Annotated in this window: 22 protein-coding genes and 1 pseudogene; 12 read left to right on the top strand and 11 right to left on the bottom strand. The window is 66.4% G+C overall.

Annotated features, from left to right (window positions below; all coding sequences use genetic code 11):
- Positions 1-406: 406 nt before the first annotated feature.
- The 4 genes and pseudogenes from AC1RQK_RS25545 (at position 407) to AC1RQK_RS25530 (ending at position 3575) form a co-directional block, all read left to right on the top strand.
- Entirely contained in the window at positions 407-1138 is a 732-nt protein-coding gene (locus AC1RQK_RS25545; RefSeq protein WP_043356588.1) for a glutathione peroxidase, read from the top strand.
- 225 nt (positions 1139-1363) lie between these two features.
- The gene (locus AC1RQK_RS25540; RefSeq protein WP_492811839.1) at positions 1364-2755 is read left to right on the top strand and encodes a dihydrolipoyl dehydrogenase; all 1392 of its coding nucleotides are present in this window, start codon (positions 1364-1366) and stop codon (positions 2753-2755) included.
- An 11-nt stretch (positions 2756-2766) separates the two neighbouring features.
- Positions 2767-2850 (top strand): annotated as a pseudogene (locus tag AC1RQK_RS25535) (mechanosensitive ion channel family protein); the annotation flags it as partial.
- Positions 2851-3278: 428 nt separating this feature from the next.
- Positions 3279-3575: a YciI family protein gene (locus tag AC1RQK_RS25530; protein ID WP_416053306.1), complete on the top strand. Its 297-nt coding sequence runs from the start codon at positions 3279-3281 to the stop codon at positions 3573-3575.
- A gap of 45 nt (positions 3576-3620) precedes the next feature.
- On the opposite strand, the gene AC1RQK_RS25525 is transcribed toward AC1RQK_RS25530, so the two are convergent.
- The 5 genes from AC1RQK_RS25525 to arsN2 form a co-directional block, all read right to left on the bottom strand.
- Positions 3621-4154 (bottom strand): hypothetical protein, encoded by a 534-nt coding sequence (locus tag AC1RQK_RS25525; protein WP_492371798.1) that lies wholly within the window; start codon positions 4152-4154, stop codon positions 3621-3623.
- Positions 4155-4315: 161 nt separating this feature from the next.
- A complete protein-coding gene (locus tag AC1RQK_RS25520) occupies positions 4316-5113 on the bottom strand; it encodes a fumarylacetoacetate hydrolase family protein (protein WP_492371797.1) in 798 nt (265 codons plus the stop codon).
- A gap of 77 nt (positions 5114-5190) precedes the next feature.
- The gene (locus AC1RQK_RS25515) at positions 5191-5634 is read right to left on the bottom strand and encodes a BLUF domain-containing protein (protein WP_492371796.1); all 444 of its coding nucleotides are present in this window, start codon (positions 5632-5634) and stop codon (positions 5191-5193) included.
- 45 nt (positions 5635-5679) lie between these two features.
- Complete coding sequence (gene folE / locus AC1RQK_RS25510; protein WP_492371795.1) at positions 5680-6405, bottom strand: GTP cyclohydrolase I; 726 nt, start codon at positions 6403-6405, stop codon at positions 5680-5682.
- Between the two features lie 264 nt (positions 6406-6669).
- On the bottom strand, positions 6670-7098 hold the full coding sequence (gene arsN2, locus AC1RQK_RS25505; protein WP_492371794.1) for an arsenic resistance N-acetyltransferase ArsN2: 429 nt from the start codon (positions 7096-7098) through the stop codon (positions 6670-6672).
- Positions 7099-7417: 319 nt separating this feature from the next.
- On the opposite strand from arsN2, the gene AC1RQK_RS25500 reads away from it, so the two are divergent.
- Together AC1RQK_RS25500 and AC1RQK_RS25495 are read left to right on the top strand one after the other, a co-directional pair.
- A complete protein-coding gene (locus AC1RQK_RS25500) occupies positions 7418-9229 on the top strand; it encodes a hybrid sensor histidine kinase/response regulator (RefSeq protein WP_492371793.1) in 1812 nt (603 codons plus the stop codon).
- Positions 9230-9576: 347 nt separating this feature from the next.
- The gene (locus AC1RQK_RS25495; protein ID WP_150985017.1) at positions 9577-9885 is read left to right on the top strand and encodes a nicotinamide mononucleotide transporter; all 309 of its coding nucleotides are present in this window, start codon (positions 9577-9579) and stop codon (positions 9883-9885) included.
- 79 nt (positions 9886-9964) lie between these two features.
- Here the strand turns inward: AC1RQK_RS25495 and AC1RQK_RS25490 are convergent, their stop codons facing one another.
- Positions 9965-10759: an IclR family transcriptional regulator gene (locus AC1RQK_RS25490; protein ID WP_492371792.1), complete on the bottom strand. Its 795-nt coding sequence runs from the start codon at positions 10757-10759 to the stop codon at positions 9965-9967.
- A 183-nt stretch (positions 10760-10942) separates the two neighbouring features.
- Here AC1RQK_RS25490 and AC1RQK_RS25485 point away from each other — a divergent pair, with 183 nt between their 5' ends.
- From AC1RQK_RS25485 to AC1RQK_RS25470, 4 genes are read left to right on the top strand one after another with little or no spacing between them, the layout of a single operon-like run.
- The gene (locus AC1RQK_RS25485; protein ID WP_492371791.1) at positions 10943-11707 is read left to right on the top strand and encodes an ABC transporter substrate-binding protein; all 765 of its coding nucleotides are present in this window, start codon (positions 10943-10945) and stop codon (positions 11705-11707) included.
- Between the two features lie 6 nt (positions 11708-11713).
- A complete protein-coding gene (gene ehuD, locus AC1RQK_RS25480) occupies positions 11714-12382 on the top strand; it encodes an ectoine/hydroxyectoine ABC transporter permease subunit EhuD (protein ID WP_253929039.1) in 669 nt (222 codons plus the stop codon).
- A complete protein-coding gene (locus AC1RQK_RS25475; protein ID WP_492811787.1) occupies positions 12379-13137 on the top strand; it encodes an amino acid ABC transporter ATP-binding protein in 759 nt (252 codons plus the stop codon). The genes ehuD and AC1RQK_RS25475 overlap by 4 nt, the downstream gene beginning before the upstream one ends.
- On the top strand, positions 13134-14456 hold the full coding sequence (locus AC1RQK_RS25470; RefSeq protein ID WP_492811785.1) for an NAD(P)/FAD-dependent oxidoreductase: 1323 nt from the start codon (positions 13134-13136) through the stop codon (positions 14454-14456). The genes AC1RQK_RS25475 and AC1RQK_RS25470 overlap by 4 nt, the downstream gene beginning before the upstream one ends.
- Here the strand turns inward: AC1RQK_RS25470 and AC1RQK_RS25465 are convergent.
- From AC1RQK_RS25465 to AC1RQK_RS25455, 3 genes are read right to left on the bottom strand one after another with little or no spacing between them, the layout of a single operon-like run.
- The gene (locus tag AC1RQK_RS25465; protein WP_492811783.1) at positions 14453-15712 is read right to left on the bottom strand and encodes an arsenic transporter; all 1260 of its coding nucleotides are present in this window, start codon (positions 15710-15712) and stop codon (positions 14453-14455) included. The two genes, AC1RQK_RS25470 and AC1RQK_RS25465, sit on opposite strands and share 4 nt — an antisense overlap.
- Before the next feature lie 28 nt (positions 15713-15740).
- Positions 15741-17873, bottom strand: a complete 2133-nt coding sequence (locus AC1RQK_RS25460) for a penicillin-binding protein 1A (RefSeq protein WP_492811781.1) — start codon at positions 17871-17873, stop codon at positions 15741-15743.
- 9 nt (positions 17874-17882) lie between these two features.
- Complete coding sequence (locus AC1RQK_RS25455; RefSeq protein WP_492811779.1) at positions 17883-18839, bottom strand: alpha/beta hydrolase; 957 nt, start codon at positions 18837-18839, stop codon at positions 17883-17885.
- A gap of 210 nt (positions 18840-19049) precedes the next feature.
- On the opposite strand from AC1RQK_RS25455, the gene AC1RQK_RS25450 reads away from it, so the two are divergent.
- Positions 19050-19313, top strand: coding sequence for a hypothetical protein (locus AC1RQK_RS25450; RefSeq protein ID WP_492371785.1), 264 nt, complete (start codon positions 19050-19052; stop codon positions 19311-19313).
- A gap of 29 nt (positions 19314-19342) precedes the next feature.
- Here AC1RQK_RS25450 and AC1RQK_RS25445 read toward each other — a convergent pair whose 3' ends face one another.
- On the bottom strand, positions 19343-19750 hold the full coding sequence (locus AC1RQK_RS25445; protein WP_150985022.1) for a VOC family protein: 408 nt from the start codon (positions 19748-19750) through the stop codon (positions 19343-19345).
- A 216-nt stretch (positions 19751-19966) separates the two neighbouring features.
- On the opposite strand from AC1RQK_RS25445, the gene AC1RQK_RS25440 reads away from it, so the two are divergent.
- Complete coding sequence (locus AC1RQK_RS25440) at positions 19967-21901, top strand: sigma-54-dependent Fis family transcriptional regulator (RefSeq protein ID WP_492811777.1); 1935 nt, start codon at positions 19967-19969, stop codon at positions 21899-21901.
- A gap of 50 nt (positions 21902-21951) precedes the next feature.
- Here AC1RQK_RS25440 and AC1RQK_RS25435 read toward each other — a convergent pair whose 3' ends face one another.
- On the bottom strand, positions 21952-22344 hold the full coding sequence (locus AC1RQK_RS25435; protein ID WP_492811775.1) for a DUF779 domain-containing protein: 393 nt from the start codon (positions 22342-22344) through the stop codon (positions 21952-21954).
- Positions 22345-22349 lie beyond the last annotated feature (5 nt).

Raw genomic sequence — 22349 nt, 5'->3', positions numbered from 1 at the left:
GGGAGGCGTGCCGGATCTGCGCACGCATGGGGTTGCAGCCTCCAGGCGACGCCGAGCGCCAGCTAGGAAGTGCATGCCTTGGCCCAAATGTACGGGCCGCGCTTGCGCGCAGATTTGAGAAATGTCTGAAAAGACCTGCAGAACTTTCCGAGGCTGGCGCGCTGAAAATCCGATGCGGGCAGGTCACATCCCGTGACACTGTCACATGAAAGTGATGTTTAAGGCGTGACAAGCCAGCTTAGGAGGCTTCTTATATCGAGATAGGGCCCGGCTATGCACCATCCATAGTGAAAAGCAATCGTTGTCTTTGTAGCGATGAATTGTACAAATCACATGGGCGCGGACAAAATCGGGTCTTCGCTGCAACACGCGGCCATCCACCCCCAAGTCACCCAGGAGCTAACCCATGCTGCAATCCCGTGAAGGTCAACGCGTTCCCAATGTCACGTTCCGTGTTCGCGAGAACAACGAATGGAAGACCGTGACCACGGCTGACTTGTTCGAAGGCAAGACCATCGCGCTGTTCTCGCTGCCGGGCGCATTCACCCCGACCTGTTCGTCCACCCACCTGCCGCGCTACAACGAGCTGGCGCCGGTGTTCGCCAAGCACGGCGTGGACGCGATCCTGTGCGTCTCGGTCAACGACACGTTCGTGATGAACGAGTGGGCGAAAGACCAGGAGTCGGAAAACATCGTGATGATTCCCGATGGCAACGGCGAATTCACCGAAGGCATGGGCATGCTGGTCGACAAGGCTGACCTGGGCTTTGGCAAGCGCAGCTGGCGCTATTCGATGCTGGTCAAGGACGGCGTGGTCGACAAGATGTTCATCGAGCCGGAAGAGCCGGGCGACCCGTTCAAGGTGTCGGACGCTGACACCATGCTCAACTACATCGCCCCCAACGCCAAGAGGCCCGACCAGGTCGTGGTGTTCTCCAAGGTGGGTTGCTCGTTCTGCGCCAAGGCCAAGCAGATGCTGTCGGACCACGGCTTCGAGTACATCGACGTGCCGCTGGAACACAAGATCCGCGGCAAGGTGCTGGGCGCCTTGTCGGGCGACATGACCGCGCCGCAGATCTTCATCAACGGCAAGCTGATCGGCGGCGCCGACGCGCTTGAGACCTACCTGGTTCGCTAAGCCTTAGCCAGCCACGCAACACGCAACACGCAACACGCAAAACACTTGAACGCCGCAGGGCACGGCCGCCGGCAAGGCCGGCAGCCGTGCCCCAGTCGGCGGACCCGATGGCAACGCCACCCGGTGCCATCCGGTCCGTTGATTGACACAGCCTTTACCAGGAACGCCGACATGACCACCCCGCAGAACGTGCAAAACGCGCAGAACTTGCAGAACGTGAAGACCGTGCAAACCATCCAGACCGATGTCGCCGTGATCGGCGCCGGCACGGCGGGCCTGGCCGCATACCGCGCGGCCCGCGCCGCCGGCAAGCGCGCCGTCATCATCGAAGGCGGCCCCTATGGCACCACCTGCGCCCGGGTGGGCTGCATGCCCTCCAAGCTGCTGATCGCCGCGGCTGAGGCGGCGCATGAGCTGCGCCACACGGCCCCCTTCGGCGTGCATGTGGATGGCGAGATCCGCATCGACGGGCGCGAAGTCATGGCGCGCGTCAAGCGCGAGCGCGACCGCTTTGTCGGCTTCGTGGTGCGCGGCGTGGACGGCATTCCCGCCGAGGACAAGGTGAGCGGCTATGCCCGCTTCATCGACAACACCGTGCTGCAGGTTGGCGAGCACACCACCGTGCGTGCCAGCCGTGTGGTGATCGCCACCGGCTCCAGCCCGGTGATCCCGCCGCCGTTCAAGGTGTTCGGCGATCGCCTGGTGGTCAACGACGACGTCTTCGCCTGGGACGACCTGCCGCGCCGCGTCGCCGTGTTCGGCCCTGGCGTGATCGGGCTGGAACTTGGCCAGGCGCTGTCCCGCCTGGGCGTGCAGGTGCGCGTGTTCGGCTTGCGCGGCGGCGTGGGCCCGCTGACCGATCCGGCCATCAAGGCCAATGCGGTGGCTAGCTACCGCGAGGAGTTCTACCTCGACCCGGACGCCAGGCTGGGCGAGATGCACCGCGATGGCGACGAGGCGGTGATCAGCTTTACCGATCTCTCGGGCAACACCGTGACGGAGCGCTTTGACTACGTGCTCGCCGCCACCGGCCGCCAGCCCAATGTGCACGGCCTCGGGCTTGAGCACACCGGCCTGGCACTGGATTGGCGCGGCGTGCCGGTATTCGACCCGGCCACCCTGCAATGCGGCACGGCGCCGATTTTCATCGCCGGCGACGCCAACGATGTCCTGCCGCTGCTGCACGAAGCTGCCGACGAAGGCAAGGCAGCCGGCGAGAACGCCGCGGCCTATCCCGAGGTGCGCCCGTTGTCGCGCCGCGCCCCGATCGGCGTGGTCTTCACCGACCCGCAGATCGCCATGGTGGGCCAGCGCCATGCCGACCTCGAGCCGGACAGTTTTGTCACCGGCGAGGTGAGTTTCGAGGACCAGGGCCGCAGCCGCGTCATGCTCAAGAACCGTGGACTGATGCACGTCTATGCCGACAAGGATAGCGGGCGCTTTCTCGGTGCGGAATGGACCGGCCCGCGCGCCGAGAATATCGCGCACTTGCTGGCCTGGGCTTACCAGCAAGCACTCACCATCGAGCAGATGCTGGCCATGCCGTACTACCACCCGGTGGTGGAAGAGGGCCTGCGCACCGCGCTGCGCGATGCGGCCGCGAAGCTGGCCGGCTGAGCCCGGTCATCACGATCATCACGGTCACGCTGAACGTGGCGCTGGTGATCGGCATCCTTGACTACTTTGGCATCCAGACCACCGGCTTCGTTGCGCCGGCGCCCCATTGACGACGCTGTGATTCCGTTGTAGGCAGCGCGGATGACGGACTTGCCTGCCTGGCCGGCTTGCAGTTGCCCGTTTTGTGGGCAGTCCGATGGGGTCCGCGTGCTAGAGCCATTTGCGGAGCTTGTTGACAGTGTTATCCACATAAAGTGTGGATAACACTGTCGGGCGGCAGCAGGGGAAATGTGAGGCCCGGCGGGTTTGTCAAGCCCCGGGGCCAGGTTTTTGCTGGCGGCGGTGGGCGCGACGGCGTCCGGTGCGCAGGTCCTGCCGGCTTGTGCTGCCAGCGCGGAATCGGCGAAACTCGTCGCCGGGAGTGATGGGCATGGCACTGGCTGCCGCCATGCCCATGCCGCGATACCCCATCCCGCGATACCCCATGCCCTATTCCAACCCGCCATCACCCGAGGACAACACCATGCCATTCCTGATCGAAACCTGGGACAAGCCACAGCACCAGCAAGTGCGGCAAGCGGCCCGAGCGGGGCACCTGGCGTTCCTGGACGCCCAGAAGGCCCTGCTGCTGGCTTGCGGGGCCAAGCTCAACGATGACGGCAGCGATGCTGGCGGCGGCTTCTACATCGTCGACCTCGACACCCGCGACGCGGCGCAGCAATTCATCGATGCCGACCCGTTCACACAGGCCGGCCTGTTTGCCGAGGTGCGCATCACGCGCTGGCGCAAGGCCTATCTGGGTGGTGAGTGCTACCTGTAGCCAGCGGGCGCGATGCCCCGATGCCTTGACGGACGGGGTGCGCGCTCAGCCGCCCCGTGCCACGTCGGGCGCATCCGGCTCACGCCGTTCCAGGTTGGCGTAGGCATCCGCCGCGATCACGCCGAACATGATGTGGGCGAACAGGCTTTCCCACCCGCGCGCCTCGTCGAACCAGTTGAAGTACCGGCCCATCACGTAGAAGTTCACCAGATAGACCAGCACCCCGAACACCGCGCCCGCCAGCGTGGCCATGCCGATGCTGGAATCAAAGCGGAACGAGGCAATGAGCATGGCCAGGATCGTCGCCAGCACGATCGACAGGCCAAAGTGCACGATGCCCGCGGCCAGCACGATGGTCCAGCTGAACGCGTCGGCGGAGGCCAGCGCCTGCCGGCCGAGCATGAGGGCAGCCACCATCTTTACCGTGCCCCACGCCCCCTGGTACAGCACAAAGCGTGCCGTCAGCAGCTCCAGTACGACGTACAGCGTGCCCGCGATCAGCCCTGCAATCGCAGCGGCGCGCCAGTCCGGCGCGCGGCGGGCGAAATGGTGCGGCTGCATATGCAAATGGAGTTCCATGAACGGCTCCTTCTCACCAGCGGCCTGAAGGCCAGGCCCTTGTGATAGTTTTAGCCTATCCGCTGGAAATGCCAAGGCCGCGAGTGCGCGCGAAGCGGCTCGGGCGGCAGCCTGGGTGACGAGAAAGAAACGCGAGGAATTGGGCCGCAAGGGCCCCGGTTTCAGCCCGCGGCTTGCGGCGCGAGCGTTACCACCAGTTCGCCGCCGCCATAGGTAGCCTGGATCGTATGCGCGCCGGCCGGCACGTCGAACGGGCGCGTCAGCGTGCCGGTGGTTACCACGGTGCCTTTGCGCAAGGTGACGCCGCGCTCGGCGGCATGCGCGAGCAGCGATTGCAGGGCTTCCAGCGGGTAGACCGCATCGTCGCCGGCAAGCGGTTGCGCGCAAGCCACGCCATCAAGCGCCACGCTGGCGCTTGCGCGCACGTCTTCCATGCTGTCGGTGTCGATCTTCGCGCCCAGCACCAGCGCGTGCAAGCCCACGTTATCGCCGGCAAAAGCCGGCATGCCCACCGCAATGCGGTCTTCATAGCGCGACAGCACCACCTCGACGGCAACCTGCGCGCTTTCGATCAGATCGGCCAGCGCTGCCGGCGCGAGTTCGGCCTGCAGCGGCGCGACGTCGCGCGCCAGCCGCACGGCAATCTCGAATTCGATGGTCACCACCGCACCCGCGGGGACCGGCACGGTGTCGCCCGAGGCATAACAGCGCGATGCCCCCACCTGGCCCACTAGCGGGCGCGCCAGCTTTGCGCGCCGCATGGCGTTGGCACTGCCGACACCCAGCTTCCAGCCCACCACCGGGTCCCCCAGGGCTGCGATAAAGCGGTCCTGCACGTCATAACCGCCGCCGAGCGTCGCCGGCTTGGCGTCGGCGGGCAGGTCAGCAAATTGCACGCCGCGCCGGCAGGCATCGGTCAGCAGCATCGCCGCGGGGCCGGGGTTGAAGGGTTCGCTCACGAATTCTCCTGGGTGATCGGTGATGGATGATGGGTTGTTGAATAGCGGGGGCTGGCCGGGCCGCGGCACGAAAGCGCTCAGAAGCGATGCCGCTCCGAGCTGCGCCCCACGATCGACGCACCCGCGATCAGTTCCTTGAGCAGCGCTTGCGAGGCGTGGCCGCTGGTGCGGTAGGGATCGAGCTCACCGTGGGCGGAATACTTCAGGATGGTGGCCATATTGACCTTGCCGGTATTGACCAGGCCCATTGCCCAGCCGGCAAACTCGCGCTCGAGGATTTCCTCGTAGTGCAGCAGCACCACGTCCTCGTGGCGCGTGTCCCGGCCGATTTGCTGGTACAGGCGCGAGACTTCCGTGCGGCCGCCTTCGAGCGCCTGCATGAAGATGCCATTGCCGTAGCACAGCACGCCGGTGATGCCGTGCTTTGGGTTATTCGCCACGCTGGTAGCGACGATGGCGTCTACCAGCGCGGGATCGGCCGGCTGGCATGCGCGGCTGGCGTAGAGCAGGCGTACGAGCATGTTGTCTCCACTGGGTTTGCGTGCGAGGCATTGAATCGCGCTGGCTCAGTCGCGCGTCCGGTTCAGCAGGGTCAGGAACTCGCGGCGCAGGCTGTCGTCCTTGAGGAACGAGCCGCGCATCACGCTGTTGGTCATCTTTGCATCGGTGTCGCGCACGCCGCGCCAGTGCATGCAGAAATGCTCGGCTTCCATGACGATGGCCAGCCCGTCCGGGCTCATCTTTTCCTGCAGCAGGTCGGCCACCTGGGTCACGGCTTCCTCCTGGATCTGCGGACGGCACATGATCCATTCGGCCAGGCGCGCATACTTGGACAAGCCGATCAGGTTGGAATGCTGGTTGGGCATCACACCCACCCACAGCTTGCCAATGATTGGGCACAGATGATGCGAGCAGGCGCTGCGCACGCGCAGCGGGCCCACGATCATCAGCTCGTTGATGCGCTCCGCGTTGGGAAATTCGGTCACATTGGGCTGCTTGACGTAGCGGCCCGCGAAGATCTCCTTCAGGTACATCTTGGCCACGCGGCGCGCGGTCTCGCGGGTGTTGTGATCGTGATCGATATCGATCACCAGGCTACGCAGCACCTCTTCCATGCGCGACTGCACTTCATCGAGCAACTCGTCCAGTTCGCCGGGCTCGACATACGCGGAGATATTGTCGTTGGCGTGGAAGCGCTCGCGCGCCGCCTGCAAACGCGACCGTATGCGGGTCGACACACTACCCAAGGCCTCGTCGAGGCCGGGGTCGGGTGCTTGGTGGTCGGATTCCATATCGTGCGGTTCGTGGCTGTCGTTGAAGGATCGTTGAAGGGCTGGCGAGCAGGCGGGCATGGCGTGCCGATCCACCGCTGGCCCGGAAGGCCTCTGGTCGCCTGTGGTCTGCGCTTTGCGCTTACTTTACAACAATATCCTGCGCCGGCACCGGCTAGCCATGGGTGCATGGCGCGCAACAGCGCGGGGGATGGGAAGAGGGGGGGCGGCCAGATTACGACGTGGCTGGGCCGCATCGCGGGCGCAGGCCCTTGGCAGGGATGGCTACAGCGCGGCCTGCATCAAGGTGGCGGACGGCGGGCAGGCTTCGCGGGACAGCGCGGTATTGAGCAATTCCGGGGGCATGCAGGCGCGCTCCACGCGCTCAAAGCCCAGCCGGGCAAAATAGTCGACGGCGGTGGTGGTTTGCAGTACTACGGACTGCACGCCGCGCGTGCGGGCCTCGGCCAGCATCGCAGCCACCAGCAATTCGCCCAGGCCCGCCGAGCGCGCGCGCCCGGCCACGGCGACCGAGCGCAGCACGGCCACTTGCCCATAGTTCTCCACGCCGGCGCAACCGAGCAGGCCAGCGTTGTCGCGTACCACCAGGAAATTGCCGATTTGCTCGGCTACGCCGTCAACCGGCAAGCCGCAAGCCTGGAGCAGATCCTGTACTTCCTTACTGTCTTTTTCGTTTGCATAGTGCGGGCGCATGTTGCCCTCCTGCCCTTCGGGCTGTTATTAGTATCTTAAGTTCAGACTGGCTTTACGGTGCCTAGGGATAGTTCTTAAGTAGATTCGCGTACTGGACAGCCGGCATCGTCGATTCCGTCCTGAAAAGCCACACCCGGGGCCTGCGGATGCGGGTTTTCACCAGCGCGCTATCACCTTGGACGTGCGATAGCGACCGTCGCGCGCCCGCCGTGCTTGCGGCCGCGCGATTGCCCCCTGTACGGTCGGATGCGGAAATCCGCTACCATGCCTTGCAGGCAACTGGTCCTGCATTCCAAAGGCAAAGCAAAAGCGACACTCCATGGCTGCGGCACCTGCTTCCCCTTCCGCTTCGCTGCTGCGGGCACGCAGCGCGGGCATCCTGAAGACCGATGAGCTTGGCCAGCGCGCCGGCCGTTCTCCAGACTATGGGGCGGAATGCGTGGCCTTGCGGCGCCTGGCAAGGGCGCTGGTGTCGTCTGACCTGGCTCTATTGCAATCCCTGGCCAATTCGGCGCTGAAGCTCTGCGGCGCCGGCAGCGCCGGCATCAGCCTGCCTGAGGCCGCCGGCGATGGTGCGCAGACGTTGCACTGGACCGCCACGGCCGGCCTGTGCAATGACCTGGTCGGGCATGCCGTGCCTTATGACGATAGCCCGTCGGGCATTGCGCTGGAACTTGGCAGCCCGCAACTGCTGGCCTACCCGCAACGGCATTTCAACTGCCTGCCGCCGCTGTCACCCGAGGTGGTCGAGGAACTCGTCGTCCCGATCCCCGGCGATGGCGAGCCCTGGGGCACCATCTGGGTCATGACGCATGAGCACGAGCGCGTGTTTGACGAAGAAGATGCCCGTCTGCTGGAGAGCCTGGCCAGCTTTGCCGGCGCGGTGCTCAGCATGTCGCGCAGCAAGGATGCCGCGATCGCCGAAGCCGCGCAGGCCCGGGCCGCGCGGGAAGCGCTGCAATTGTCGGATACGCGCAAGGACGAATTCCTCGCCATGCTTGGGCATGAACTGCGCAACCCGATTGCTGCCATCGACAGCGCGATCAAGGTCAGCAAGCGGCTCGCGCAGGTGCAGCAGGCTGGCTCCGACATGCTGGATATCGCCGAGCGGCAGATGCGCCAGCTCAAGCGCCTCACCGACGACCTGCTCGATGCCTCGCGCATCAAGCAAGGCAAGGTGCCGATCGTGCGCACCCACGGCAATATGCAGGACATCGTGGCCGATGCCCTTTCCTCGGTGGCATCGGATATCGAATGGCACGGCAACGTGCTGACCACGGACCTGCCCGAGACGCCCGTCATGGTGAACGCGGATACGGCACGGCTGACGCAGGTGGTCACCAACCTGTTGTCCAACGCGATCAAGTACACGCCGCGCGGCGGCGCCATGAACCTGTCGGTCCGGGTAGAGCCATCGCCCCATGGCGAGGCGCCGGCAGAACACGACGCCGGCAACGCTGGCGGCGCGTCGGCGCCGGAGATCGATCCCGATCGCATGGATACCCTGGTGATCACCGTCAAGGACGATGGCATCGGCATCGATCCGGCGTTCCTGCCCAATGTGCTGGATATGTTCAGCCAGTACGCAAGCGAATCGCAAGGCGGCGGCCTTGGCGTGGGCCTGGCCATCGTCAAGCGCATGGTGGAACTGCACAATGGCACGGTGACGGTGCACAGCGATGGCAAGGGCCTGGGCACGACGGTGCAGGCGCGCCTGCCCGTGGTCTGCGCCCATGCGGGAGCGCCCAACGCCGGGCAGGCAGGCACGCTTGCGGCGATGCGCATCTTGCTGGTGGACGACAACACCGAAGCCCTGCGGGCGCTAGGCATGTTGCTGGAGATGGACGGGCACGAAGTCAAGCTTGCCGCCAGTGGCGAAGACGCGCTGGAGATCGCGCAAGGGTTCACGCCCGACGTGGCGCTGATCGATATCGGCCTGCCCGGCATCGACGGCTTCCAGCTGGCGCAACACCTGCGCGAGCTGCCCGCCTTCGCGTGCACCCGCCTGGTGGCATTGAGCGGCTATGCCTCGGAAACCGACAAGGCTCGGGGCGCGGCGGCAGGCTTTGATTCCCACCTGACCAAGCCACTGGCGCTGGAAGCCCTGGCGGAGATCCTGTCGCGGCAGTAGCCATGCCGCGGGATGCAAGGCCCCGTGCATCCCGCGGCTCTCCCTGTAGGACATCACCCCACCCTAATCAGAATCCCCCCTACGGCAGTGTCGTGCCAGCCACTCCATACTGGAGATACGCCAACGCTATTTGCCGTCGAATGCTTGCCTTCCTGCTGCTCACCCTCGCCGGCCTCGGGGTCATGGTGATCGTCATCTGCCTGACCAAGTAAGCCAAGCGCGTCATCAGCGCCAACTATCCCCGCAAACCCCTTGCTCCGCCCGAACTGTCACGCTAAGCTTCGCCCTGCATTGTATGCAAAAAATGAACGCAAAATAAATCTGAACCCAATCAGGAGACAAGCGCAATGGATCTGGCGCAACAGTACATTCCCAATCTGCTCAATGGCCTGGAGTGGTCCGGCTGCGCGCTGGCGATGAGCGGCTCTTTGCTGGTGGCCTTGCACAACAAGGCGTCGCGCTGGGGCTGGATCGCCTACCTGTGCTCCAACATCGTGTGGAGCGTGTTCGCCCTGGTGACCGGCACCTACGGCCTGTTCGTGCAGCAACTGGGCTTTACCGCGACCAGCATCTACGGCCTGTACCGCCACACGCAATTTCACCGGCAGCAAGAGAGCGGGCAAGGTGCCGGACAGCCCACGCCTGATCCGGCCTGAGGCACTGACCTCGGCTACCCCGTTGGTAACCCCGTTGGCAACCCCGCCAGCGGCATCGTCCGCGCGGCAATAGCCGCGCCTAGCCTATCGCCCGCGCCGAACTGCTCACTGCCCGTGCACACTGCAACAGCGGCGGCCCGAGCTTGCGCTCCGCTTCCTCGCGGGTCCAGCGCCCGGTGGGCGCCACCAGATGGATCGCGCCAAGCGGCCGTCCATTGCCCCCGATCACCGGCGCGGCGAGGGTCATGTCGCCAAGGAACAGTTCCTCGCTGTTGACCGCGTACCCGCGCTGCCGGGTCTCACGCAGCTTCTCCATGATGTCCTGCACTGCAGTGCAGGTGTGGACCGTATGCGCGGTCCGCGCCGAGCGCTCGATCATGGCGCGCGCTTCGTCTTCCGGCAGCGCGCTCAGGTAGGCGCGCCCCGAGCCGGTGCAGTACATCGGGATACGGCTGCCAATCGGCATATGCACCGGCACGAAGTGGGCGCTGACAAAGCGCGCGATATAGACCATGTCGAGCAGGTCCGGCTCTGTCAGGCACGAAGTCTCGGTGGTGACCTTGGTCAGCTCGGAAAGGAAAGGGTTGGCCACTTCGATCAGCGGGTTGGCGGCCAGGTAGTTGAAGCCGATTTCCATCACGCGGGGCGTCAGCTGGTAGCGCCGCGTCTGCGGATGCTTACGCAGATAGCCGAGCTGCTCCAGCGTAAAGACCATGCGCTGGGCCGAGCTCTTGTTGATGCTGGCCGCATCCGCCACGTCCGCGATCGTCATGGTGCGGCGCTGCGCGCTGAACGCGCGCAGCACGGCAAGCCCTTTCTCCAAAGACTGGTTGAAAAGGAGGCTGGCGGAATCGTTGGCTTCAGGCTGCGACATGGTTGTGCTTCAAAAGGCATTTATTCAGTCTGTAGAATCGCATATCGATTCTAATAAAGCAATTACTGGTTAACGACAATTAATTTTCGAGCATCTGTAATTGAAAATTGGCATGCTCATTGCATAAGTCGGTGGGTCGCCCCATCCGGGCGCCTTTTGTTCCCTTCCGCTAGGAGTGTCCGCATGTCTCGATTCACCATGTCCCGCCGCGCCGCACTCATCCTGTGCGCCGCCAGCACCGTTTCGCTCACCTGGGCCCAGGGGGCAGCGCCGACCTACAACGTGGGCGCGACGGCCACCGGCGTGCCGTTTACCTTCCTGGACGTGAAGACCAACACCATCCAGGGCATGATGGTCGATACGGTCACGGCCGTTGGCAAGGCGGGGGGCTTCAACGTCAATGTGCAGCAGACCGTTTTCTCCGCGCTGATCCCGTCGCTCACCTCCAGCAAGATCGACATCATCTCGGCTGCCATGCTCAAGACGCCGGCGCGCCAGCAGGTGGTGGACTTCAGCGATCCGGTCTATGCCTACGGCGAAGGCCTGATCGTCAAGGGCGACGACAACAAGCCCTATGCCTCGCTGGACGAACTCAAGGGCGAGGTCGTGGGGGCCCAGGTGGGCACGGTCTTTCTCGACATGCTCAACAAGAAGGGCATCTTCAAGGAAGTGCGCAGCTACGACTCGGTGGCGGACATGACGCGCGACCTGACGCTGGGCCGCATCAAGGCTGGCCTGGGCGACCAGCCCATCATCGCCTACCAGATCCGCCAGAATGCCTTCCCGGGCGTGAAGCTGGCCGCCAGCTACAAGCCGGTCAACGTCGGCGACGTTTGCCTGGTCGTGCGCAAGGGCGACACCGAGACGCTGGCCCGCATCAACAAGGCCATCGCCAAGATCAAGGCCGATGGCACGCTGGCCGGCATCATCCAGAAATGGAACATGTGAGTTCCCATGGATGCCAACTTTTTCCAGCACGCGCGGGAGTTCCTGCCGATCCTGCTGCAGGGCGCGGTGGTCACCGTCGAGGTGACCGTCCTCGCCTTTGTGCTCAGCAGCTTGCTCGGGCTGGCGCTGGCGCTGATGAAGCTGTCGCCTGCGCGTACGCTGTCGTGGGGCGCGTCCGGCGTGATCAACGTGATCCGCGGGCTGCCCATCATCGTGCAGCTGTTCTACATCTACTTTGTGCTGCCGGATGCGGGCATTCACCTGACGGCCTTCCAGGCCGGCGTGATCGGCCTGGGCATCGCTTACTCTGCCTACCAGGCTGAGAATTTCCGCGCCGGCATCGAGGCCGTCGACCCGGGCCAGCGCGAGGCCGCGCAGGCCATGGGCATGCGCCCGGCGCTGGTGATGCGCCGGGTGATTTTGCCGCAGGCGTTGCGCATCTCGCTGCCGCCGTACGGCAACACGCTGGTGATGATGCTTAAGGACTCGTCGCTGGTGTCCACCATCACGGTGGCGGAGATGACGCGCGCGGGCCAGCTGATCGCCTCGTCCACATTCCAGAACATGACGGTGTACACGCTGGTGGCGCTGCTCTACCTGCTGATGAGCTTGCCGCTGGTGTTCGGGCTGCGCCGGCTTGAGCGTCGCCTTGGCGTGGGGAGGAAAAAGCCATGATCCGGATCGACAACCTGCAAAAGTACTTCGACGACCACCACGTGCTGCGCGGCGTGAGCCTGCATGTCGACGCGGGCGAGGTAGTCTGCCTGATCGGCCCGTCCGGCTCCGGCAAGTCCACCGTCCTGCGTTGCATCAATGGGCTGGAGTCCTACGAGGGCGGCGAGATCCGTGCCTTTGGCGAGCGAGTGGACCGCGGCGGCAAGGACATCCACCGGCTGCGCAGCCGCATGGGGATGGTGTTCCAGCGCTTCAACCTGTTCCCGCACCGCAGCGTGCTGGAAAACGTGATGGAAGGCCCGGTGTACGTGAAGGGCGAGAGCCGGGACAAGGCGCGCGGCGAAGCCATGGAACTGCTGGAAAAGGTCGGCCTGGCCGCCAAGGCGCAGGCCTATCCGCCTCAGCTCTCCGGTGGACAGCAGCAGCGCGTGGCGATTGCCCGCGCGCTGGCGATGCGGCCCGAAGCCATGCTGTTCGACGAGCCCACCTCGGCGCTCGACCCGGAGCTGGTGGGCGACGTGCTGGAAGTCATGCGCAACCTGGCGCGCGAGGGCATGACGATGATCGTGGTGACGCACGAGATGGGGTTCGCGCGGGAAGTGGCGGACCGTGTGTGCTTCCTGCACAGCGGGACCATCGTTGAGGAAGGCGCCGCCGCGCAGGTGCTGGGCGCGCCCAGCCACGCCCGCACGCAGGATTTCCTGCGGCGCGTGTTGCACAAGCCAGTGGAAGCCGCGGGGGACCTGACGCTATGACCTCCAGCCAGTTCACGGCAAACCGGCCGGCCCCGGCCACCGCGATGCCTTTGCCGTCCTCCCTGTGGGCGGCTACGGCCCCGCCTGCGCCGCCCACGCCCGCGCTGCGCGAATCGCTCGCCACCGACGTGCTGGTCATCGGCGGCGGCTTCACCGGCCTGTCGACCGCGCTGCACCTGGCCGAGGGCGGCGCGCGCGTGTGCGTGCTGGAGGCCAACGAGCCGGGCTGGGGCGCGTCCGGGCGCAACGGCGGCCAGGTCAATCCCACGCTCAAGCATGATCCCGACGAACTGGTGCGCCTGTTCGGCGCCGCCCGGGCCGAGCCGTTGCTCGATGCGGTGTCGCGTTCGGCCGACCTGGTGTTCGACCTGATCGCGCGTCACGGCATCGATTGCCAGCCCGTGCGCAGCGGCTGGCTGCAGCTTTCCTATTCACCAGGCGCCGTACCCGCCATGCACGCGCGCGCCGAGCAATGGGCGCGCCGCGGGGCGCCGGTGGAAGTGCTGGACCGCGCGGCGGTAGCACGGCGCGTGGGCACGCAGGCCTTCGCCGGCGGCTGGCTGGATGGGCGCGCTGGCGCCATTCAGCCGCTGGCCTATACGCGCGGGCTGGTCAGCGCCGCGCAGCAGGCGGGCGCCACGGTGCATGGCGGCACCCCGGTGACGGCGCTGGTGCGCCAGGGCACGCACTGGGTGGCGACGACTTCCTTGGGCGCCACGGTGACGGCCACGCAAGTCGTGATCGCCACCAACGGCTACACCGGCCCGCTGTGGCCCGGCCTGGCGCAAACGGTACTGTCGGCCAACAGCTTCATCGTGGCCACGCAACCGCTCCGGGATGCCGAGGCGCACGGCATCCTCACGCAAGGCGAGACGGCATCCACCTCGCAGCGGCTGTTGCTGTATTTCCGCAAGGATGCGCTGGGGCGCCTGCTGATGGGGGGCCGAGGATTCTTCGCCGATCCGCGCGGGCCGCAGGACTTCGCACACCTGGAGCGCTCGCTGGAGCTGCTGTTTCCGCAACTCGGTCCGCTCTCCTACGAGTACCGCTGGGCTGGGCGTATCGCGATCACGCGCGATTTCATGCCCCACGTGCATGAGCCTGCGCCGGGCGTCGTCATGGCGCTGGGCTGCAATGGGCGGGGCATCGCGCTGTGCACCAGCCTGGGCCAGCATATCGCGGCACGGCTGGCGGGCAAGGGCGGGGATTTCCCATATCCCATCACGCCCGTGGCCGGGATACCGCTGCATGGCCTGCAGCGCTTCTACATTGCAGCGGGGGTGGCCTGGTACAGCCTGCTCGACAAGCTGGGCGCCTAAAGCAGCAGCGTGGCCAGGGCCGGTACCAACGCCAGTGGCATCACCAGCGCGCCGATGCGCAGGAACTGCAGCGCGCCGACGTGATGGCCCTCGCGCCGCAGCGCTGTCAGCCATAGCAGGGTCGCCAGCGAGCCCGTCACCGACAGGTTGGGCCCGAGGTCGATGCCGATCAGCACCGCGTCGGTGACCTGCGTGGAGGCATGGCTGGCCGCCAGCGCCGAGGATGCGAACAGCCCGGCCGGCAGGTTGTTGACCACGTTGGACACCAGCGCCACCGTGCCGCCGGTTACCCAGACACCGGCCGTGGGCGACTGTTGCGACAGCGCCTGCACGACGTGGGCGAGCTTGCCGATCAGGCCGGTCTGCTCCAGGCCCGCCACCAGCACGAACAGCCCTGCCACCAGCGGCAGCACGCCCCAGGAAATCTCGCGCAGCGCCGGCAGGCACAAGCCGGGCCGGCAGGCGCAGACCAGCAGCAGCGTCGCCACGCCGGCCAGGCAGGTCGGCCAGCCCAGGTCGGCGCCCAGCAGCGAGGCCGTCAGCAGCACCAGGCCCATGACCACGATGCCGGCGGCGGTCAGCTTGGCCTCCAGCGACAGCGGCGGCACCGGCACGTCGGTCGCGATGCGCTCGCGCAGCGCGTCGCGCTGGGTCCAGTAGAGCGCGGCGAAGGTGGCCACGATGGCCACCAGCGATGGCAGCGTGAAGCGCGCCAGCCAGCCCATCAGCGACGGCATGTGCTCGCCGAAGATGACCAGGTTGGCGGGGTTCGAGATCGGCAGCACGAAGCTGGCGGCGTTGGCGATGAACGCGCAGCTGTACAGGTAGGGCAGCGGATGCTTGACCTTGGCGGCGCGGGTGGCAGCCAGCACCGCCGGCGTGAGCACCACGGCGGTGGCATCGTTGGACATGAACATGGTGACCAGGGTGCCGAAGCCATAGACCAGCAGGAACAGCCGCCGTGCCGATCCGCCGGCCTGGCGCACCGCCACGCCCGCTACATGGTCGAACAGCCCGGTCTTGCGCGCCAGTTCCGACACCAGCATCATGCCGCCGAGAAAGAGGTAGACGTCATAGCCGCGCGCCACGGCGGCCATGGCATCGGGCACGGCAAGCAGGCCGGTGACGCACAGCAGCAGGGCGCCAGCTACCGCCCAGAAGGCCTCCGGGAGCCGGAACGGCCGCGTGATGACGCCAATGGTGGTGGCGGCTGCCACTGCCCAGATCAAGGGGCCGCTGTACGGGGAGAATGGCATCGGAGCCTTGCTTGTGGCGGGTGGTGGTTCAGGTTGTGGGCTGCGACGCGCGGGGCGGCACCCCGGCCGGGGCAGGGCTCAGCGCTCTGACGGACTCGGTGCCGCCGGTGGTGCCCGCGGTGCTTGTCACGCCGGTCGCACTGGTTGCACTGGTCGCGGCGGTAGTGCCGCTAGTGCTGCTAGTGCCACCACCGCCGCTAGTGTCGGTCAGTGCCGTCGCCGCCCCCGGATCGGCGTCCGCCGGCGCGGACGGGAAGCCAAGCGCGGCAATGCCGTGGCTGCCGTCGGCGTATTCCGGGTAGACCCAGTCGTCGCCGTTGCGCACGAGGTTCTTGGGCGCAACGAATTCCGCCTCGGGCTGGCCCGCCAGGCGGCCTTCCATATAGCTGGCCCAGATCGGCAGGGCCGTGGTGGCGCCGAACTCGTGCCGGCCCAGGCTGCGGTTGTCGTCGAACCCCATCCACGCCACCGTGACGATGCCAGACGCGTAGCCGGCAAACCAGCCATCGACCGAATCGTTGGTGGTGCCGGTCTTGCCTGCCACGTCCGCGCGCCGCAGGTAGCGTTGCAGGCCTGCGCCGGTGCCGCTGGTCACCACGCTGCGCAGCAGGCTGTTCATCACATAGGCATTGCGCTCGGGAATCACGCGGTGTGGCTGGGGTTCGCTGTCGGCGGTAAACAGCACGTTGCCCGCGCCGTCGCTGATGCGCTCGATCAGGTAGGGCTCGGTGCGATAGCCTTCGCTGGCGAAGACGCCATAGGCGGCGGCCAGCCGCAGCGGCGTGGTGGTGCCGGTGCCCAGGGCCATCGGCAGGTAGCGCGGCAGGCGCTGCTCGGAGAAGCCGAACTTGCCCGCATAGTCAACCGCATAGGGAATGCCGATAGCCTGCAAGGTCCGGATGGCAGGCAGGTTGCGTGACTGCGCCAGCGCCTGGCGCACGCTCACGGCGCCAAGGAAGCGGCCATCGTCGTTGCCCGGCTGCCAGCGCGACGAGGCATCCAGCGGCGCATCGTTGATCAGCGTGGTGGCCGACACGCCGCGCTCGAGCGCGGCGGAATAGATGAACGGCTTGAACGTTGAGCCCGGCTGGCGCAGCGCCTGCGTGGCATGGTTGAAGCGGCTGGTGGCAAAGTCCGCGCCACCGATCATGGCTTCGATGGCGCCCGATTTGCTGTCCAGCGAAACCAGCGCGGCCTGCGGCGCTGCTTGCTGGCCATGGCGCTTGCCATACTGGTCCAGGCCCGCGTGCACGGCCTCATAGGCCAGGCTTTGCCGCACCGACGATACCGTGGTGTAGACATTGAGGCCGCGGGTATAGGCGGCCTCGCCAAAGCGGTCGTAGGCGAGCTGGCGGGCCAGCTCCGCCACGTACTCGGCGTGCCCGTCAAAGCGGCCGTTATGCGAGCCGGCCACCTTCAGCGTTTCCGCGCGGGCCGCCTGGTACTGCTGGTGCGAGATCATGCCGAGCGCTTGCATGCGCCCCAGCACATATTGCTGGCGCAGCTTGGCGCGCGGGAAATTGACCACGGGATTCATGGTCGACGGCGCCTTGGGCAGGCCGGCCAGCATCGCGGTTTCCGCCAGCGACAGCGCATCCAGCGGCTTGCCGAAGTACGCCTGCGCCGCGCTGCCAAAGCCATAGGCATGCTCGCCCAGGTAGACCTGGTTCATGTACAGCTCGAGGATGCGGTCTTTCGGCAGGGAGCGATCGATCTTCCAGGCCAGCAGGATTTCATACCATTTGCGCGAGAGCGTTTTCTCGCGCGACAGGTAGAAGTTGCGCGCCACCTGCATGGTGATGGTGGAGGCGCCCTGGGCGTAGCCCTCGCCGATATTGGCGAGCGCGGCGCGGAAGATCCCGGGGACATCCACGCCGGCGTGCTGGTAGAACTGATCGTCTTCCGCCGCCAGCAGCGCGTTGGACATCTGCTTGGGCATGCGCTCCAGCGGGACGAATTCGCGGTGCTCGTTGCCGAACTCGCCAATCAGCACGTTGTCGCTGGTAAAGATCCGCAGCGGCAGGTCGGGGCGGTAGTCCCGCAGCGCATCGACGGCGGGGAGTTGACGAAGGCTCACCACGGCGGCGAACCCAACTAACAGGGTGGAGGCTGCAGCCAGCGCCAGAGTGACGCTTGCTGCCTTTACAACGACTCTTTTCATGCGCGCATTCTACCTTGGGGCGAAGATGGGGAAACCGGGCATGCCATCCGGGCCTTGCGCCGCTGCCGGCTCCACGCCATCGGCCCGGGGCACTTCCGGCGTAACCGGCCGGGCGCCGGGCCGGCCCACCTGCTGTGCGAACTCCGCCAGCGTGTGCCAGGTCTCGGGCTGCTCGATGATGGTGAAATGGTTGGTGCCCGGCATCATCTGCCGCGCTACCTGGCCGGGCCAGGCCGCGATCAGGCGCTCCGAGCATTCGTGGGGCACTACCTCGTCGACCTCGGCCAGCAGCACCTTGGTGCTCTGCACCACCTTCTTGCAGTGGGAGATCGAGTCGAAGTGATGGCGCATCAGTTGCCGCAGCGGCACCAGCGGGAAGCGCTTGCGCACGATCTCCAGCAAGGAGTCGTAAGGCGTGATCAGCTGCAGGCTCTCGAAATCCTGCAGGTCCGCCAGCTGGATGGCTACGCCGGTGCCAAGGCTGCGGCCGACCACATGCACGCGCGTGCCGGGGAACCTGCGGCGCAGGTGCAGCAGGAACTGGCTGGCGTCCGCCACGGCGGCTGCCTCGGAGGGGTGGCCGTCCGAGTGGCCCAGACCCCGGTAGTCCATGGTGGCAAAGCCCACGCCCGGCGGCAGCCAGGCCAGGTATTGCATGGTGTCCAATACATCCTCGCCGCGCCCTGGCAGGTAGAACAGCAGGTCGCGCGCGGTTTGTGCGTTCCGCACGGTTTCCCCGGTTTCCGCGTCCTGGACGCCTTGGGCGCCGTAGACATAGCCGCGCAGGAAACCGCCCGGCACTTCGTGCGAGTAAGCGGAAATGCCCTCGGGCAGGTCCCGCGGCGGGCGGCGGCGAGCGTCGAACAGCAGCCTGTCCTGGTTCAGCGTGAGGTAGGTCCAGTAGCAGGTGAAGCCGCCTGCGGTCAGCAGGACGGCGGCGAGGGCCTTGCGTGAATGGGGTGGCATGGGTTCGGAGGGTTTGTTCTGCCTGGCTTTACAGCGCAATGCGTGGGGGCGTTTCCTGGCGTTTCCCGGTGTTTCCCGGCGTCCCCCGGATCATTTTACGGGGGGGCACGGCATTCGACCGGGCAACCCGTGCGCAAGTTCTTGTCCGATTCTTGTACGATACGCCTCACATCAATGGCGGCCGGTGCGGCCGCGCACGGAGCCAAGGGCATGACCGAACAAAACGACCAGAAAGACCAGCAAAACGACCTAGATAACCGCGCGGAAGAAGCCCAGGCGATGGAGCGTGTCGTCAACGCCACCCGCCAGGTGCAGGTGGCCTTTACCGCGCTGCAGGGGCAGTTTGCGCCGCAGGGCAGCGGCAAGCCGTCAAAGATGGCGCTGCAGACCTTCGATGCGTCGCTGCAGGCGCTGGAAGATGCGCAAGCAGCATTTGACGACGTGCTGAACGACCTGCTCGACGGCAAGCGTTGATTCCGGTGGGCGCCGCTTGCGGCGCTCACTCAGTGTGCTGGATAGGCCGCCACTTCGATCAGGTTCCCGTCCGGGTCCCGGCAATAGACCGAGGTCATCGGGCCGAGCGCGCCGGTGCGCGCCGCCGGTCCTGCCTCGATCGGCACATGGTGCGCAATCCAGTGCGCGATCACGCTCTCCAGCGTGTTGTGGGTGATAAAGCAGAGATCGTCGCTGCCGGTGGTCGGGTGAACGCCGGTGAACCACGCCACGGTGTCCGTATCGATCGGGCGCAGGTTGATCTTCTGCTGGCCAAAGCGCACCGAGACCCGCTTGCCGGTGCGCGATTCGAAGTCCTCGCGCTGCATGCCCAGCACGCTCTCGTACCACGCCGCGCTGGTCTCCACGTCCTTCACATTCAGGACGATATGATCGAAGCGATCTATCACAATGCTCATCGTGCGCCTTCCGAGGGAGTGAAACGGCAGAGGCCGGGCGCGCAGCGCGCGTGCGGCAAACATGTACTTTACACCCGACTTCCGGGTGGGGCGTGCGCGTTGCGCGGCCGGCATGTGATAAGGTTTGGCGGCAAGGTCGCCATGCCGCCAGACGGGCCGGCACGAAAGACGGCCTGACCCGGCCACGCCGGGATCCAGAACAGGAGACCTGCCGCCATGAGCAGCACGCTTGCCAGCCGCGCCGCAACGCCGGACGCCGATCCGGAGCGCCGCATCCTGATTGCCCGCGCGCACGCGCGCTCCACCAGTTTCGGCCTCGAAGCCACCCATGCGGCGGACTATCAAACGCTGGGCACGCGCGCGCTGCACGAACTGGTCGACACCAACCAGATGCTGTACAAGCACGCGCTGCCGGTCATGGAAACCCTGCACGCGCAGATCGCCAATACCGAGAGCATGGTGCTGCTGACCGACAGCGGCGGCGTGATCCTGCACAGCCTGGGCGACGGCGATTTTGCCGACCGGGCCAGGCGCGTGGCCTTGGCGCCGGGTGTCTCGTGGGCGGAGTCGAGCAAGGGCACCAACGCCATCGGCACGGCGCTGGCCGAGGCCCAGCCCGCGGTGGTCCACGCCGACGAGCATTTCCTGCGTGCCAACCGCACGCTGACTTGTTCTTGCGTGCCGATCTCCGGGCCGTTTGGCCAGGTGCTGGGGGCGCTCGACGTCAGCGGCGATCATCGCGGCTTCCACAAGCACACCATGGCGCTGGTGCGCATGTCGGCGCAGATGATCGAGAACCATCTGTTCGCCACGCATTTCACCGATGCCGCGCTGGTGCGCTTTCACGCGCGGCCGGAGTTCGTCGGCACGCTGTTCGAAGGCATGGCGGCGTTCTCGGCCGATGGGACCTTCCTGGCGGCCAATCGCAGCGGGCTATTCCAGCTCGGCATGTCGCCCGATACGCTGAACCACCAGAGTTTTGCCGCCTTGTTCGGCATGCCGCTGGGCACCGCGCTCAAGCAGGGCGTCGATGCGTCGGGCCAGTTGCTGACGCTGACCCTGCCAAGCCGTGTGCTGGTGTTCGCGCGGATGTCGCTGCTCGCGCCGCCGCGCCGCGCGCAGGCCGCGCGTGCACCCAAATCGGCAACCACCTCGGCGCTGGCCGCTCTCGATACCGGGGACGCCCGCATGGCCGCCGTGCTGCAGCGGGTCGACAAGGTGCGCGGACGCGATATTCCCATCCTGGTGCTGGGCCGCACCGGTACCGGCAAGGAGTGGCTGGCGCGCGCCATCCATCGCGATTCGCCACGCGGCGCCGCGCCATTCGTGGCCGTGAATTGCGCGTCGATCCCGGAGTCCCTGATCGAGGCGGAGCTGTTCGGTTACGAGGATGGGGCCTTCACCGGCGCGCGGCGGCGCGGCAGCCCGGGCAAGCTGGTGCAGGCGCACGGCGGCACCTTGTTCCTTGACGAGATTGGCGACATGCCGCTGGCGCAGCAGGTGCGGCTGATGCGGGTGCTGCAGGAGCGCGCGGTGACCCCGCTGGGCGGCGCCCACGCGATTCCCGTGGATTTGCGCATCATCTGCGCCACCCACCGCGACCTGCGCGCCATGATCGCGGCAGGCACCTTCCGCGAGGATCTGTACTACCGCATCAATGCGCTATCGGTGACGCTGCCGGCGCTGCGCGAGCGCACGGACTTGCCGGTGCTGGTGGAGCGCATCCTGACGCAGCAACTCGCGCAGGCGGAGCATGGCGAGCACGGTGACGCGCATCCAACCCGCGTTGCCGCGGACGTGCTGGCGCATTTTCAGCGCCATCCCTGGCCGGGCAACCTGCGCCAGATGGTCAACGTGCTGCGCACGGCGGCCATCATGGCCGAAGGCGAAGAAGAGATTCGCTTGGAGCATTTGCCGGAGGATTTTGAGCGCGAGCCGGTGTTCGCTGAGGATAGCGGCGCCGCGCCAGCCTTCATGCCCCCAACGCCGGTGATGCCCGTGACGTCCGCCGGTACCCCCGAGCGCTTGCGCGATCGGGAAGCCGCCATGATCCACCAGGCCCTGGCGCGCCACGGCGGCAATGTCAGCCTGGCCGCGCGCGAGCTTGGCCTGTCGCGCAATACGATTTACCGGCGATTAAAGCGTGGCTAAAGCGTGGCCAATGCGCGGCTAATGCGCAGGTTTCACGTCATGCCGGCGCTTCACGGCGCCGGCTCCCGCTCCAGCCGCGCCGCCTCTTCGTCGCTGAACAATTCGGAGCGCGTCAGGAACCGCAACCCGGTCGGCCCTTCCAGCGAAAACATCCCGCCCGATCCGGGCACCACGTCGATCACCAGCCGCGTGTGCTGCCAGTACTCGAACTGCGCACGCGTCATGTAGAACTTCGCGCCACCGATCTCGCCGAGGCAGACATCGGCCTCGCCAATGATCAGGTCGCCGTCCGGGTAGCACATCGGCGCGCTGCCGTCGCAGCAGCCGCCCGACTGGTGGAACATCAACGCACCGTGCCGCGCGCGCAGGCGCTCGATCAGTGCCAGCGCGGCAGGCGTGGCGACGACGCGCTGCACGGCGTCAGGTGACTGGGGGGCGGGCATCGGGC

The organism is Cupriavidus sp. GW822-FHT02D05 (assembly GCF_058802485.1).
This window is presented reverse-complemented; position numbering and strand designations above follow the sequence as displayed.

Bases quoted from the DNA above. Each gene is read 5' to 3' on its own strand.
- AC1RQK_RS25545 (WP_043356588.1), top strand. From the start codon at position 407: ATGCTGCAATCCCGTGAAGGTCAACGCGTTCCCAATGTCACGTTCCGT.
- AC1RQK_RS25530 (WP_416053306.1), top strand. From the start codon at position 3,279: ATGCCATTCCTGATCGAAACCTGGGACAAGCCACAGCACCAGCAAGTG.
- AC1RQK_RS25525 (WP_492371798.1), bottom strand. From the start codon at position 4,154: ATGGAACTCCATTTGCATATGCAGCCGCACCATTTCGCCCGCCGCGCG.
- AC1RQK_RS25515 (WP_492371796.1), bottom strand. From the start codon at position 5,634: ATGCTCGTACGCCTGCTCTACGCCAGCCGCGCATGCCAGCCGGCCGAT.
- folE (WP_492371795.1), bottom strand. From the start codon at position 6,405: ATGGAATCCGACCACCAAGCACCCGACCCCGGCCTCGACGAGGCCTTG.
- arsN2 (WP_492371794.1), bottom strand. From the start codon at position 7,098: ATGCGCCCGCACTATGCAAACGAAAAAGACAGTAAGGAAGTACAGGAT.
- AC1RQK_RS25500 (WP_492371793.1), top strand. From the start codon at position 7,418: ATGGCTGCGGCACCTGCTTCCCCTTCCGCTTCGCTGCTGCGGGCACGC.
- AC1RQK_RS25495 (WP_150985017.1), top strand. From the start codon at position 9,577: ATGGATCTGGCGCAACAGTACATTCCCAATCTGCTCAATGGCCTGGAG.
- AC1RQK_RS25490 (WP_492371792.1), bottom strand. From the start codon at position 10,759: ATGTCGCAGCCTGAAGCCAACGATTCCGCCAGCCTCCTTTTCAACCAG.
- AC1RQK_RS25485 (WP_492371791.1), top strand. From the start codon at position 10,943: ATGTCTCGATTCACCATGTCCCGCCGCGCCGCACTCATCCTGTGCGCC.
- ehuD (WP_253929039.1), top strand. From the start codon at position 11,714: ATGGATGCCAACTTTTTCCAGCACGCGCGGGAGTTCCTGCCGATCCTG.
- AC1RQK_RS25475 (WP_492811787.1), top strand. From the start codon at position 12,379: ATGATCCGGATCGACAACCTGCAAAAGTACTTCGACGACCACCACGTG.
- AC1RQK_RS25470 (WP_492811785.1), top strand. From the start codon at position 13,134: ATGACCTCCAGCCAGTTCACGGCAAACCGGCCGGCCCCGGCCACCGCG.
- AC1RQK_RS25465 (WP_492811783.1), bottom strand. From the start codon at position 15,712: ATGCCATTCTCCCCGTACAGCGGCCCCTTGATCTGGGCAGTGGCAGCC.
- AC1RQK_RS25460 (WP_492811781.1), bottom strand. From the start codon at position 17,873: ATGAAAAGAGTCGTTGTAAAGGCAGCAAGCGTCACTCTGGCGCTGGCT.
- AC1RQK_RS25455 (WP_492811779.1), bottom strand. From the start codon at position 18,839: ATGCCACCCCATTCACGCAAGGCCCTCGCCGCCGTCCTGCTGACCGCA.
- AC1RQK_RS25450 (WP_492371785.1), top strand. From the start codon at position 19,050: ATGACCGAACAAAACGACCAGAAAGACCAGCAAAACGACCTAGATAAC.
- AC1RQK_RS25445 (WP_150985022.1), bottom strand. From the start codon at position 19,750: ATGAGCATTGTGATAGATCGCTTCGATCATATCGTCCTGAATGTGAAG.
- AC1RQK_RS25440 (WP_492811777.1), top strand. From the start codon at position 19,967: ATGAGCAGCACGCTTGCCAGCCGCGCCGCAACGCCGGACGCCGATCCG.
- AC1RQK_RS25435 (WP_492811775.1), bottom strand. From the start codon at position 22,344: ATGCCCGCCCCCCAGTCACCTGACGCCGTGCAGCGCGTCGTCGCCACG.